Below are 13,216 nucleotides of genomic sequence, written 5' to 3'. Positions count from 1 at the left end.
ATGAGCACAGCCATTTCCCCTGTTGAAGACATCGTCGCCGACATGCGCGCCGGCCGCATGGTCATCCTGATCGACGAGGAAGACCGCGAGAACGAGGGCGACCTGGTGCTCGCGGCCGACCACGTCACGCCCGAGGCCATCAACTTCATGGCGCGCTTCGGCCGGGGCCTGATCTGCCTGACCCTGACCCGCGAACGCTGCGAGCTGCTGCAGCTGCCGCCCATGGCGACGCGCAACGGCACCAAACACTCCACGGCCTTCACCGTTTCCATCGAAGCCGCCGAAGGCGTGACCACCGGTATCTCGGCCGCCGACCGCGCCCGTACCGTGCAGGCCGCCGTCGCCAAAAACGCCAAGGTCAGCGACCTGGTACAGCCCGGCCACATCTTCCCGCTGCAGGCGGTGGACGGCGGCGTGCTGATGCGCGCCGGCCATACCGAAGCCGGCTGCGACCTGGCCGGCATGGCCGGTTGCTCGCCGGCCGCCGTGATCTGCGAGATCATGAAAGACGACGGCACCATGGCCCGCCTGCCCGACCTGCTGGTCTTCGCGGCCGAACACGGCCTCAAGATAGGCACCATTGCCGACCTGATTGAGCACCGCAGCCGCAACGACTCCCTGGTCGAGAAAATCGGCTGCCGCACGCTGCAGACCGCCTTCGGCGAGTTCACCGCCCACGCCTTTCGCGACAAGCCCAGCCAGGGCCTGCACCTGGCGCTCGTCAAGGGCGAATGGTCGCCCAGCGACATCGTGGCCGCGCGCGTGCACGAACCGCTTTCTGTGCTCGACGTGCTGGAAACCGGCCGCCCCATGCATTCCTGGAGCCTGGACCAGAGCCTCAAGCACATCGCCGATGAAGGCCGTGGCGTGGCGGTGCTGCTCAACTGCGGCGAGAGCGCTGGACAGCTGCTGGCCCAGTTTGAAGGCACGGCGCGCGCCAGCCAGGCGCCCGAGCGCGGCCGCATGGACCTGCGTACTTATGGCGTAGGCGCGCAGATCTTGCGCGAGTGCGGCGTGCACCGCATGAACCTCATGGGCAATCCGCGCCGCATGCCCAGCATGACGGGCTACGGGCTGGAAATCGTCGGCTACATCACCCGGGACTGAGCTCCTCGTCATTCCATCAACCAAAAATCAATCAAAAGGGAACCACCGTGTTTGGAGCAGAAAAAGGAACGGCCGACAAACTGGACGGCAGAAAACTTTCCATAGGCATCGTGCAGGCGCGCTTCAACGAAAGCGTCACCAACACCCTGGCTGAAGCCTGCAAGCACGAGCTCGCCGCGCTGGGCGTGCACGAGGACAACATCAAGCACGTCAAAGTCCCGGGCGCGCTGGAAGTGCCATGCGCACTGCAGGCGCTGGCCGAGAGCGACAGATACGACGCGCTGATCGCACTGGGCTGCATCATCCGCGGCGAGACCTACCACTTCGAACTGGTGGCCAACGAAAGCGGCGCCGCCGTCACGCGCCTGGCACTGGACTACCAGTTACCCATTGCCAACGCCATCCTGACGACCGAGAACCTCGCCCAGGCCCAGGCCCGCCAGGTGGAAAAAGGACAGGACGCGGCACGCGTCGCCGTCGAAATGGCCAACCTGATCAATGACATCGCCTGAGCGTTCGTTGCCAAGCCTTGCCCCACCTCTAAACTGAATCGCATTTTTCATGGCTGAACCCATCATCAAACCCAAACGCCCGCCGCAGACCCGCACCGGCCTGACCGACACCGGCGTCAAAAAAGCGGCCGACAAATCGGCGCGCACGCGCGCGCGCGAATTCGCCCTGCAGGCCCTTTACCAGCACCTGGTGGGCCGCAACGAGGCCGACTCCATCGACGCCTTCACCCGCGACCTCGCAGGCTTTCACAAAGCCGATTCGGCCCACTACGACGCGCTGCTGCACGGCTGCATCGCGGACGCGAAAACGCTGGATGCCGGCATCGTCCCCCTGCTGGACCGGCCCATGGCCGAGATCTCGCCCATCGAGCATGCGGTGCTCTGGATAGGCGCCTATGAGTTCACCCATTGCCTGGACGTGCCCTGGCGCGTCGTGATCAATGAGTGCATCGAGCTGGCCAAGGCCTTCGGCGGCACCGACGGCCACAAATACGTCAACGGCGTGCTCAACAAGATGGCGCCCGCCCTTCGCGCCGCCGAAGTCGCTTCCGACAAAGCCCGGCAATCCGCGAAGTGAAGAGCCTGCCGTGAAAATCGCCCGGCGGGCTCAACGCATTGAGCCGTTTTATGTCATGGAGGTCGCCAAGGCGGCCTCGGCGCTGGCGCAGGAGTTCGCCCACAGCGACCGGCCCATGATTTTCCTGAACATCGGCGAGCCAGACTTCACCGCACCGCCATTGGTTCAAGAGGCCGCGGCCCGCGCGATTGCGCAGGGCAATACGCAGTACACCCAGGCCACCGGCCTGCCCGCGCTGCGCGAGCGCATCAGCGCCTGGTATGCCTCCCGCTTCGGCGCCGACGTGGCTCCCGGCCGCATCATCGTCACGGCGGGCGCCTCCGCCGCGCTGCAGCTGGCCTGCCTGGCCCTGATCGAGGCCGGCGATGAAATTTTGATGCCCGACCCCAGCTACCCGTGCAACCGGCATTTCGTCAGCGCCGCCGAAGGCAATGCCGTGCTGGTGCCGACCACCGCGCAGGAGCGCTTCCAGCTCACCCGCGAGAAGGTCGAGGCGGCCTGGAATGAACACACGCGCGGCGTGCTGCTGGCCTCGCCCTCCAACCCGACCGGTACCTCGATCGCGCCCGAAGAGCTGCAGCGCATCCACGAGTTCGTGCACAGCCGCGGCGGCATCACGCTGATCGACGAGATTTACCTGGGCCTGAGCTACGAAGAGCATTTCGGCCACTCGGCCCTGGCCATGCCCGGCGAGCTGGGCCAGAGCATCATCAGCATCAACAGCTTCAGCAAGTATTTCAACATGACAGGCTGGCGCCTGGGCTGGCTGGTGGTGCCCGAAGCGTTGGCCCCGGTGATAGAGCGCATCGCGCAAAACCTTTTTATCTGCCCCAGCACCGTGGCCCAGCATGCGGCCTTGGCCTGCTTCGAAACCGACAGCCTGCGGGAATACGAACGGCGCCGCGCCGAATTCAAGGCGCGCCGCGACTACTTCATTCCCGAGCTCAATCGCCTGGGCCTCACGGTGCCGGTCATGCCCGACGGTGCTTTTTACGCCTATGCCGACTGCACCCAGGCCGCCGCGCGCCTGGGCGTGAGCGGCAGCTGGGACTTCGCCTTCGAGCTCATGAAACGCGCCCACCTGGCCGTCACGCCGGGCCGCGATTTCGGCCACGCCGCGCCCGAACAATTTATCCGCTTTTCTACGGCCAATTCCATGGCGCAGTTGCAGGAAGCCGTGGCCCGGCTCAAGGCAGTGCTGGCATGAGTGCAGGTGCACGCGTGTTCAGTTGGCCTGTGAGGGTCTACTGGGAAGACACCGACGCAGGCGGCATCGTCTTTTACGCAAACTACCTGAAATTTTTTGAACGTTCACGCACCGAATGGCTCAGATCACTCGGTATTGAACAACAGCGCCTGCGGGAAAGCACGGGCGGCATCTTCGTGGTGGCGGAAACCAGCATCCGTTACCATCGTTCCGCCCGGCTGGACGATGAACTGATTGTTACGGCAAGCCTGGTCGAAGCCGGCCGCGCGTCCATGATAATCAGCCAGCAGGTGCTATTAAAAACAGAGCAGGCACCTGGGCAGCCGGCGCCACCGCTCTGTGAAGGCAGCATACGCATAGGCTGGGTAGACGCCGCCAGCCTTCAACCACGGCGCATTCCGGCTTCCATTCTTGACAGCTTAAAACACGATACGGCCACAACATGAACCAAGACCTGTCCATCGTCAGCCTCATCCTCAACGCCAGCTGGGTCGTGCAGGCCGTCGTGGCGCTGCTGGTCGGCGTGTCCATCGCCAGTTGGGCCGCGATCTTCCGCAAGATCGTCGCGCTCAAGCGTGTGCAGAAACTCAACGACGAATTCGACCGCGAATTCTGGTCGGGCACCAGCCTGAACGACCTCTTCGCCGGCGCCGCGCAAAACGCCAAGCATTCGGGCGCGATGGAGCGGATTTTCGCCAGCGGCATGCGTGAATACCAGAAGCTGCGCGAGCGCCACATCACCGACCCCGGCACGCTGCTCGACGGCGCGCGCCGCGCAATGCGCGCCAGCTACCAGCGCGAGCTCGATGCCATCGAGTCCAACCTGTCCTTCCTGGCCACCGTCGGCTCGGTATCGCCTTACGTGGGCCTGTTCGGCACGGTCTGGGGCATCATGCACGCCTTCACCGGCCTGGCGGCCCTGGAGCAGGTCACGCTGGCCACGGTGGCGCCCGGCATCGCCGAGGCGCTGGTGGCCACCGCCATCGGCCTCTTCGCGGCGATTCCGGCCGTCGTCGCCTACAACCGCTTCTCGCACGACATAGACCGCGTCGCCAACCGGCTGGAGACCTTTATCGAAGAGTTCTCCAACATCCTGCAGCGCAACCTGGGCGCCCAATCACCTTCCGGCCACTGAGCCAAGAGGAGACAGCGATGCCTGCAGTCAATTCCCGCCGCGGCCGAGGCCGGCGCACCATCAGCGAGATCAACATGGTGCCCTTCATCGACGTGATGCTGGTGCTGCTCATCATCTTCATGGTGACGGCGCCGCTGATCACGCCCAGCATGATCGCGTTGCCCAAAGTCGGCCGGGCACCCAGCCAGCCGCAGAACCCGGTGCAGATCCAGATCAGCAAGGATGAAGCCGTGCAGATCAAGATCAAGACCGACAGCGTACCCAGCAATGTGCGCAACGTCGCGGCCGACATCGCCCGGCTGGAGCCCGGCGTGAAGGCTGAGGGCGCGCAGGCCGTGCCCGTGGTCATCAGCGCCGACAAATCCATCAAATACGAAACCGTGGTCCAGGTCATGGACAACCTGCAAAAAGCCGGCGTGTCGCGCGTAGGCCTGTCGGTGCAGACCGGCAGCAAGTAGCCGCCAGGCCGCCCTTACTCGCTCTTAGCCCGCCATGCCCAGCGCCGCCGACCGCCTTGACTTTCTCCCGCCCCGGGACGGCGGGTCGGGCCGTTCGTTTGCGCTGGCGCTGCTGGTGCACGCCCTGTTGATCGCCGCACTCACCTGGGGCGTCAGCTGGAAACGCAGCAACCCGGACATCGCCTTCCAGGCCGAGCTATGGTCCAACATGCCGCCGCAGGAAGCCGCGCCTAAACCTGTCGAAGTGCCCACGCCGCCGCCCCCGCCTCCGACACCGCCCACTCCGGAAGTCAGGACACCTGCGCCGCCACCCGCGCCCAAGGTGGACATCGCCCTGGAGCAGGAAAAAAAACGCAAGCTCGTGCAGGAACAAAAGCAGGCGGAAGCCGAGCGCCTGAAGGAAAAACAGAAGGCTGAACTGCAGGCCAAGAAAGACAAAGAAGCCGAGAAACAAAAGGCCGCCGAAAAGAAGGCCAAGGAAGACCTGGCCAAACGCAAGGCCGCGGAAGACGCCAAAAAACTCGAGGCCCAGAAGGACAACAAGGACGCCGCGCAGCAAAAGGCGGCCCAGGCCGCCGCCGAAAAACTGCGCCAGGAAAACCTGCGCCGCATCACCGGCATGGCCGGCGCCACCGGCGATGCCGAATCCAAAGGGACGGCGCAAAAGTCCAGCGGCGGCTCCGCAACTTACGGCGCCATCCTCAGGGCAGCGATCAAACCAAATGTTGTGTTCGCCCAGGAGGTGGATGGCAATCCATCCACCAAGATAGAAGTACGCGTGACGCTGGACGGCACCATCATCAGCCAACGCATCGTTCAACCCAGCGGCAACAAAGCCTGGGATGAGGCAGCGATCAACGCCATCATCCGTACCCGGGTCATGCCCAAGGATGTCGATGGCCGAATTCCGGACACCATCCTGATCGTGGATATGCGCGCCAAGAACTACTAGCGCCTGGAAATGAACTGCGGCTCACCGCGCATGCACTTTGGCATGGCGGCGGGCAAAGGCGGCGTCACTCGTAAACGATCTGCACCAGCCCCTTGTCGGCCTGCGCCATCCAGCTGGCCAGCGCCGCATCGGTTGGATAGAACCTGGCGGCTTCGCCCAGATGCAGTTCCGCCGTCGCACCGCCCACGGCGTTCTGCCGCCTGAGGCTCAGGCGCACCGGCAGGCCGCGGCTGATCTCGCCCTGCTCCGACATTTCGCGGCGCGGCGGGAAGTCCCTGACCATGCGTGAGATGTCGGGTGCGCTGCCATTGACCGCCACGCGCAGGTACTTGCCGAACTTGCAGCGCGCGGTTTCCAGGTCCCACACCTGCGTGACCTTGAAGCGACGCCCGAAGCGCTCGGACGCACCCTGCAGCGTGCCCTGCACGACCACCAGCTCGTCGTCCTTGAGCAGGTTGCGGTTGGCGTTGAAGGTCGCTTCATCCACCGAGGCTTCCAGCACGTCGGTCTTGTCGTCAAGCTTGAAGATGATCAGCTTGCCGCGGTTGCCGTTAATCACGCGCAGGTCGCTCAAAATCGCTGCCAGCAATTGCGGCTCGCGCGAGTCGATCAGGTCTTCCAACTTGCGTTTGGCGAACTGCCGCACCTCGGTTTCCACCTCGTCGAACAGGTGGCCTGACAGATAAAAGCCGATGGCCGTCTTCTCTTGCACCAAGCGCGCCTTCACGCCGAAGGGCATGGCTTCCACCAGCGGCGGCTCCTGGGTGCTGGCGGCGTGCGAGTCGCTCATGTCGAACAGCCCGCCCTGGTTGGCGTTGGCTTCGGTCGCGGCGGCGAATTCAAAGGCGCGGTCCACCGAGGCCAGCAGCGAGGCACGGTTGAGCTGCAGGTTATCGAAGGCGCCGCCCTTGATGAGCGCCTCCACCGTGCGCTTGTTCAGGCGGCTGCGGTCCACGCGCACGCAAAAATCGTAGAGCGAGGTGAAGGGGCCGCCTTCCTTGCGCGCCGCCACGATCGCCTCGATCGCCTGCTGGCCGGTTCCCTTGATGGCGCCCAGGCCATAGCGAACCGAGGTCGCGCTGATGGGCTCGAAGCGATAGTGGCCCCGGTTGATATCGGGCGATTCGAACTGGATGCCCATCTTCTGCGCGTCACCGAACAAAATCTTGAGCTTGTCGGTGTCGTCCATTTCCACCGTCATATTGGCGGCGAAGAATTCGGCGGTGTAGTGCACCTTGAGCCAGGCCGTGTGGTAGGCCAGCAGCGCATAGGCGGCGGAGTGCGACTTGTTGAAGCCGTAGCCCGCGAATTTTTCCATCAGGTCGAAGACCTCGTCGGCCTTTTCCTCGCTGAGGCCGCCCTCGCCCGCGCCCTTGCGGAAGATCTCGCGCTGCGCGTCCATCTCCTCTTTTTTCTTCTTGCCCATGGCGCGGCGCAGCAAGTCGGCGCCGCCCAGCGAGTAACCGCCCAGGATCTGCGCGGTCTGCATCACCTGCTCCTGGTAGACCATGATGCCGTAGGTCTCTTCAAGGATGGCCTTGACGCGCGGGTCCGGGTATTCGGGCACTTCCTTGCCCTGCTTGCGCGCGATGTAGGTCGGGATCAGCTCCATGGGCCCCGGCCGATACAGCGCATTCATCGCGATCAGGTCTTCCAGGCGGTCCGGCTTGGCGTCTTTCAGCATGCGTTGCATGCCGATACTTTCAAACTGGAACACGGCTTCGGTCTGGCCCCGGCCGAAAAGCTCGTAGACCTTTTTATCGTTGAGCGGCAGGTCCTCGAACTTGAAGTCCTTCTGGGCCGGGTGGCGCGCAATGATGAACTCCCGGGCGATCTCCAGGATGGTCAATGTGGCCAGGCCCAAAAAGTCGAACTTGACCAGGCCGATCGCCTCCACGTCATCCTTGTCGAACTGGCTCACGGCGGAGTCGCTGCCGGGCTGGGCATACAGCGGGCAGAAATCAGTCAGCTTGCTGGGCGCGATCAGCACGCCCCCGGCGTGCATGCCGACGTTGCGGGTCAGCCCCTCGAGCTTTTGCGCGAGTTCCAGCAGCGTGTGCACGTCCTCTTCCTTGCGCTCGCGTTCGGCCAGGACGGGCTCCTGCTCCTTCGCCTGTTCAATCGTGATGTGCTGGCCCGGCTTGTTGGGGATCAGCTTGGAAATGCCGTCGCAAAAGCCGTAGGGAAAGTCCAGCACACGGCCCACGTCGCGGATGGCGGCGCGCGCCGCCATGGTGCCGAAGGTCACGATCTGGCTCACGGCGTCCTTGCCGTATTTGTCCTTCACGTAGTCGATCACGCGGTCTCGGTTGCTCTGGCAGAAGTCGATGTCGAAGTCGGGCATGGACACCCGCTCCGGGTTCAGGAAGCGCTCGAACAGCAGGTTGTACTGCAGCGGGTCCAGGTCGGTGATCTTCAGCGAATAGGCCACCAGCGAGCCCGCGCCCGAACCCCGGCCCGGCCCGACCGGGCAGCCGTTGTTCTTGGCCCAGTTGATGAAGTCGCCGACGATCAGGAAGTAGCCGGGAAAGCCCATCTTGAGGATGGTGTTGATCTCGAACTCCAGGCGCTTGACGTATTCCGGCCGCTTCTGGTCGCGCAGCGTCGCATCACGGTACAGGTGGGCCAGGCGCTCTTCCAGGCCTTCAAACGAAGCCTGGCGAAAGTATTCGTCGATGGGCATGCGCACGCCGCCGACTTCGGGCGTCGGGTAATCGGGCAGCATGGGCTTGCCCAGTTCCAGCGTGAGGTTGCAGCGCTTGGCGATCTCCAATGTGTTGGCCAGGGCCGTGGGCACGTCGGCGAACAGCGCCTGCATCTGCTCGGTCGACTTGAAGTATTGCTCGCGGGTGAACTTGCGCACGCGGCGCGTGTTGCCCAGGATCTCGCCCTCCGAGATGCAGACGCGCGCCTCATGCGCCTCATAGTCTTCGTAGGTCAGGAACTGCACCGGATGGGTCGCCACCACCGGCAGCTTGAGCCGCGCCGCCAGCTGGACGGCGGCCGCCACGTGGCGTTCATCATCGGGGCGCTGGGCGCGCTGCAACTCCAGGTAAAAACGGTGGGGAAACAGGCCCGCAAAAAACAGTGCGCATTCCGTGGCGCGGGCGCTGTCGCCCTGCAGCAGCGCCTGGCCCACGGCGCCGCCCTGCGCGCCCGACAGGGCAATCAGGCCTTCGCCCAGTTCCTGCAGCCATTCGAGCTTGACCACGGCCTGGTCGCGCACCACGTTTCGGGTCCAGGCGCGCGTGAGAATTTCAGACAGGTTCAGGTAACCCTGGCGGCTTTGCACCAGCAGCAGCAGGCGGGACGCGGGCGCGCCGGCGTCCTTGCCCGGGGCCTGCACCCAGATGTCCGCGCCTATCAGGGGTTTGACGCCGGCGCCGCGGGTTTCCTTGTAGAACTTGACGGTGCCGAAGAGATTGCTCAGGTCGGTGATGGCCAGCGCCGGTTGCCCGTCGGCGGCCGCGGCGGCCACGACCTCATCGATGCGGTTGGTGCCGTCGACGACGGAAAATTCGGTGTGGAGGCGCAAATGAACAAACATAAAGGCCATTTTAGGGCCGGGTCTGTCCGTTGAGCCCCCACACCGCCGTGCAAGGCCTTGCATGCCTGCCTACAATCAATCGCACCATGCAAATCCTGAACATTGCAGCCTACAAGTTTGTTGCGCTTGCCCAGCCGCAAGCGCTGCAAACCAGCCTGGTTGACCGGCTGCAGGGCCATGCCATCAAGGGCACGGTGCTGCTGGCCGAAGAAGGCATCAACCTCTTCCTGGCAGGCCCGGCCGGCGATATTCATGATTTTTTGGCATGGTTGAAACAGGACGTACGCTTTGCGGACCTGCAGGCCAAGGAAAGCTGGTCCGGCGCCCAGCCTTTTCGCAAGCTGCTGGTCAAGGTCAAGCCCGAAATCATCCGCATGAACCACCCGGCCATCCAGCCCGCGGCCGGCCGGGCGCCGGCGGTGGATGCCGCCACGCTCAAGCGTTGGCTGGATACGGGCCACGACGACGCCGGCCGCCCGGTGGTAACACTGGACACGCGCAACGACTTTGAAGCCGACGTCGGCACTTTTCACAATGCCATCGACTGGCGCATCCGCAAATTCACCGAATTTCCCGAAGCGCTGCTCGCGCACAAGCAGGACCTGGCGGGCAAAACCGTGGTGAGTTTTTGCACTGGCGGCATACGCTGCGAGAAAGCCGCCATCCTCATGCGCGAGGCCGGGGTAGAGAACGTCTGGCAGCTTGAGGGCGGCATCCTCAAGTATTTCGAAGAAAGCGGGCGCGCACATTTTGACGGTGAGTGCTTTGTGTTTGACGAACGCCGCGCGGTGGACCCGGAGCTCAAACCCCAGGTCAATCCGCCAGCAAAGCCCCTGCACCCGCCCCCCAGGACGCGCAGGCCCGAGGTTCTCGGGCTTTTGTCTGACAGCTGAGCCCCAAGCCCCGTGCGAAGCTTTTGAATCGTTCGCATCGCACGTCCGCCCGCCGTCCCTTTTTTAACGGTAGCCACCATGCCCAAAGACACTTCCCCCGCGCGCCAACAGGCCGCCCAGGCACTGCCCTCCCCGCTCGCCAGGCGCTTCAGCGCCGTGCGCCAGCAGACCGAAGCGCTGATCCAGCCGCTGAGCCCCGAAGACTGCCAGTTGCAGTCCATGCCCGATGCCAGCCCCGCCAAATGGCACCTGGCCCACATCACCTGGTTTTTCGAGACCTTCATCCTTGAAGGTTTCGAGCCCGGTTTTATGCCCTTCGATGCGGGCTTTCGCGTGCTGTTCAACAGCTACTACAACGGCGTTGGTGACAAATACCCTCGGCCCAAGCGCGGCCTGATCAGCCGGCCTTCGCTGGATGAAGTGCTGGCCTACCGGGCACAAGTCAACCAGCGCATGCTGGCGGTGATCGAAGCCGTCGAGGCCGGCGCAGACAAAGCGCGGCGGCGCGAACTCACCGAACTGGTCACGCTCGGCCTGCACCACGAGCAGCAGCACCAGGAGCTGCTGCTGACCGACATCAAGCATGCGCTGTCCTACAACCCCGCGCGCCCCGCGTACGCGAGCCGCTGGCCGCTGGCCGGTATACACCCGCAACCGGTGGAATGGCTGCGCCATGAGGCCGGCCTGGTTGAGCATGGTTTTGACACAGGGCGCGACGGTGAATTTGCCTTTGACAATGAAACGCCGCGCCACAAGGCCTACGTCGCAGCTTTTGAGCTGGCCAGCCGGCCGGTGACCAACGGTGAACTCATGGCCTTTATCGCCGACAAAGGCTACCGGCGCCCCGAGCTGTGGCTGTCCATGGGCTGGGACTGGGTGACGGAAAACAAGGTCATCCTGCCTTTCTATTGGCAGGGCGATGAGGGCGGCTACCAGCACTTCACGCTGCAGGGCCTGATTGAAGTGGACCCGAACACGCCGGCCTGCCACCTCAGTTATTTTGAAGCCGATGCCTTTGCGCGCTGGGCCGGCGCCCGCCTGCCGACCGAGTTTGAATGGGAACTCGCCGCGCGCGGCCTGCCGGCAGGCGCCACGCCGCAGGGCAACTTTGTGGAGAAGTCGGCCTTCCACCCGCTGCCGCAGCAGGAAGGCAGCCACGGCCTGCCCGCGCAGATGTTTGGCGACGTGTGGGAGTGGACGCAGTCCAACTACAACCCCTACCCCGGCTACAAGCCATGGGAGGGCCTGGTCGGCGAATACAACGGCAAGTTCATGTGCAACCAGTTTGTGCTGCGCGGCGGCTCCTGCGCCACGCCGCAAAGCCATATTCGAGCGAGCTACCGCAATTTCTTCCCGCCCGATGCGCGCTGGCAGTTCAGCGGATTGCGGCTGGCGCGTGATCTTGCAGTTGGGTAGGGTCTGACAGATGGCCAGATTCGTTCTGGTGCCCGGTGGCTGGCACGGAGGCTGGGCATTCGATGCTGTCGGCGATGCGTTGTCAGCCCAAGGCCATGAGGTCCAGGCGCTGACGCTTTCGGGGCTGGGCGACGAGCCCGCCAATGGCGCCGTCAACCTGGATCACCATATCAACGAGGTGGTTCAGGCGCTTCGCGTACGCGATACGCCAGCCGTTCTTGTCGGCCATTCGTACGGCGGAATGGTCATCACGGGCGCGGCGGACAAGGAGCCCTCCTGCGTCAAGGCGATGGTCTACGTCGATGCCTACGTGCCCGACAACGRCGCCTCGGTGTGGTCGCTCACCACGCCGGCCTACCGGGAACGCTTCATTGCGGGCGCGGCCGCGGACGGTTTGAGGTGCGCACCGGCGGCTCATCTCGACAAGAGATGCCGTCCCCATCCAATGGCGACTTTCCTGCAGGCGATCAGGTTGACGGGCCATTGGCGCAAGGTCAGCCGCAAGGCCTTCGTGGCGGCCAGTTGGGACGGAAGTCCCTTTGTTGATCTGTACGAACGGCTGCAGCCCGACCCCGGTTGGGACACACATCGCCTGGCCTGTGCACACGACGTTCCCCGGCTGGCCCCCGACGCGCTCGCGAAGATTCTGTTGAACTACGCCTAGGGATAAAGCAGGCCCTAATCGCGCAGCACACCGAGCACGTCGGAGTTGAACTCGCGGTTGTAGAGAATCAGAACCACCACTGCGGTGGCCAGCACAAAGGCGAAGGTCGAGAAAAACCACGCCATGATGCCGAAGCTGAAGTAGTAAGCCCTGAGCCCGTCGTTAAAGGTCTCCGCCGCCAGGCCCACCATGCGGCTGGTGYGCGTGGCAAAGGCCTCGCGGTCGAACTTGCCGACTTCAAACTCCTGCGGCGAGGGCATGGAGCCGATCAGCAAGGCCACAAAGGTGTACTGGCGCATGGACCAGCTGAAACGGAAGAAGGCATACACAAACACCGCCACCATCAGCAGCACCTTGAGGTCGAAGATCAGCACCGAGGTGCGCACCGCGAAGGGAATCTCGCGCACCAGTTCGGCGGCCTTGTCGGTGGTGCCCAGCAGCGCGAACAGGCCGCCGATGATGATGATTGTGGTCGACGAAAAAAATGCCGGCGTGCTCGACAGGTTCTGCGTGATGATGCCGTCGATCACGCGCGGGTCGCGCGCCGTGGCCTGCAGCAGCCAGTAGTGGCGGTAGCGGTTGGTGGTGCCCAGCAGCGAGGAGCGCTTGACGCCATAGTGCCGGGCGAACCAGGCATAGCCCATCCAGCCCAGAAAAAACCAGGCCATCGCCAGCCAGTCGGTCCACGGAAGCAGGGTAAAGATTTGCATCGCGCGATCTTAATTTACCGATGGCAGAGCTGGCTACG

General features: G+C 64.0%; 13 protein-coding genes. 11 read left to right on the top strand and 2 right to left on the bottom strand.

Annotated features, from left to right (window positions below):
- From ribBA to tolA, 8 genes are read left to right on the top strand one after another with little or no spacing between them, the layout of a single operon-like run.
- Nucleotides 1–1,107, top strand: coding sequence for a bifunctional 3,4-dihydroxy-2-butanone-4-phosphate synthase/GTP cyclohydrolase II (gene ribBA / locus AC1DXS_RS15790; protein WP_477738429.1), 1,107 nt, complete (start codon nucleotides 1–3; stop codon nucleotides 1,105–1,107).
- A gap of 47 nt (nucleotides 1,108–1,154) precedes the next feature.
- A complete protein-coding gene (gene ribH, locus AC1DXS_RS15785) occupies nucleotides 1,155–1,619 on the top strand; it encodes a 6,7-dimethyl-8-ribityllumazine synthase (RefSeq protein WP_477738428.1) in 465 nt (154 codons plus the stop codon).
- A gap of 49 nt (nucleotides 1,620–1,668) precedes the next feature.
- Nucleotides 1,669–2,196, top strand: coding sequence for a transcription antitermination factor NusB (gene nusB / locus AC1DXS_RS15780; protein ID WP_477738427.1), 528 nt, complete (start codon nucleotides 1,669–1,671; stop codon nucleotides 2,194–2,196).
- Nucleotides 2,197–2,206: 10 nt separating this feature from the next.
- On the top strand, nucleotides 2,207–3,403 hold the full coding sequence (locus tag AC1DXS_RS15775) for a pyridoxal phosphate-dependent aminotransferase (RefSeq protein ID WP_477738426.1): 1,197 nt from the start codon (nucleotides 2,207–2,209) through the stop codon (nucleotides 3,401–3,403).
- Complete coding sequence (gene ybgC / locus AC1DXS_RS15770) at nucleotides 3,400–3,849, top strand: tol-pal system-associated acyl-CoA thioesterase (protein WP_477738425.1); 450 nt, start codon at nucleotides 3,400–3,402, stop codon at nucleotides 3,847–3,849. The genes AC1DXS_RS15775 and ybgC overlap by 4 nt, the downstream gene beginning before the upstream one ends.
- Nucleotides 3,846–4,538 carry a protein TolQ gene (gene tolQ / locus AC1DXS_RS15765; protein WP_074575395.1) on the top strand — a complete coding sequence of 231 codons (693 nt, stop codon included), beginning with the start codon at nucleotides 3,846–3,848 and terminating at the stop codon, nucleotides 4,536–4,538. The genes ybgC and tolQ overlap by 4 nt, the downstream gene beginning before the upstream one ends.
- A gap of 17 nt (nucleotides 4,539–4,555) precedes the next feature.
- On the top strand, nucleotides 4,556–4,996 hold the full coding sequence (locus tag AC1DXS_RS15760; RefSeq protein WP_477738424.1) for a biopolymer transporter ExbD: 441 nt from the start codon (nucleotides 4,556–4,558) through the stop codon (nucleotides 4,994–4,996).
- 34 nt (nucleotides 4,997–5,030) lie between these two features.
- Entirely contained in the window at nucleotides 5,031–5,948 is a 918-nt protein-coding gene (gene tolA / locus AC1DXS_RS15755; RefSeq protein ID WP_477738423.1) for a cell envelope integrity protein TolA, read from the top strand.
- Between the two features lie 64 nt (nucleotides 5,949–6,012).
- On the opposite strand, the gene dnaE is transcribed toward tolA, so the two are convergent.
- Nucleotides 6,013–9,495: a DNA polymerase III subunit alpha gene (gene dnaE, locus AC1DXS_RS15750; protein ID WP_477738422.1), complete on the bottom strand. Its 3,483-nt coding sequence runs from the start codon at nucleotides 9,493–9,495 to the stop codon at nucleotides 6,013–6,015.
- Nucleotides 9,496–9,581: 86 nt separating this feature from the next.
- Here dnaE and AC1DXS_RS15745 point away from each other — a divergent pair, with 86 nt between their 5' ends.
- The 3 genes from AC1DXS_RS15745 to AC1DXS_RS15735 all read left to right on the top strand — a co-directional run bounded on the left by AC1DXS_RS15745 (nucleotide 9,582) and on the right by AC1DXS_RS15735 (nucleotide 12,468).
- On the top strand, nucleotides 9,582–10,388 hold the full coding sequence (locus AC1DXS_RS15745) for a sulfurtransferase (RefSeq protein ID WP_477738421.1): 807 nt from the start codon (nucleotides 9,582–9,584) through the stop codon (nucleotides 10,386–10,388).
- 78 nt (nucleotides 10,389–10,466) lie between these two features.
- Nucleotides 10,467–11,804, top strand: a complete 1,338-nt coding sequence (gene egtB, locus AC1DXS_RS15740; protein ID WP_477738420.1) for an ergothioneine biosynthesis protein EgtB — start codon at nucleotides 10,467–10,469, stop codon at nucleotides 11,802–11,804.
- Nucleotides 11,805–11,814: 10 nt separating this feature from the next.
- Entirely contained in the window at nucleotides 11,815–12,468 is a 654-nt protein-coding gene (locus AC1DXS_RS15735) for an alpha/beta fold hydrolase (protein ID WP_477738419.1), read from the top strand.
- Between the two features lie 14 nt (nucleotides 12,469–12,482).
- On the opposite strand, the gene AC1DXS_RS15730 is transcribed toward AC1DXS_RS15735, so the two are convergent.
- The gene (locus AC1DXS_RS15730) at nucleotides 12,483–13,178 is read right to left on the bottom strand and encodes a DUF599 domain-containing protein (RefSeq protein WP_477738418.1); all 696 of its coding nucleotides are present in this window, start codon (nucleotides 13,176–13,178) and stop codon (nucleotides 12,483–12,485) included.
- Between the last annotated feature and the right edge of the window lie 38 nt (nucleotides 13,179–13,216).

The organism is Polaromonas sp. P3_B1 (assembly GCF_056402935.1).
Note: the sequence above shows the minus strand (reverse complement) of the source record. Positions and strands in the feature narration are given on the sequence as shown.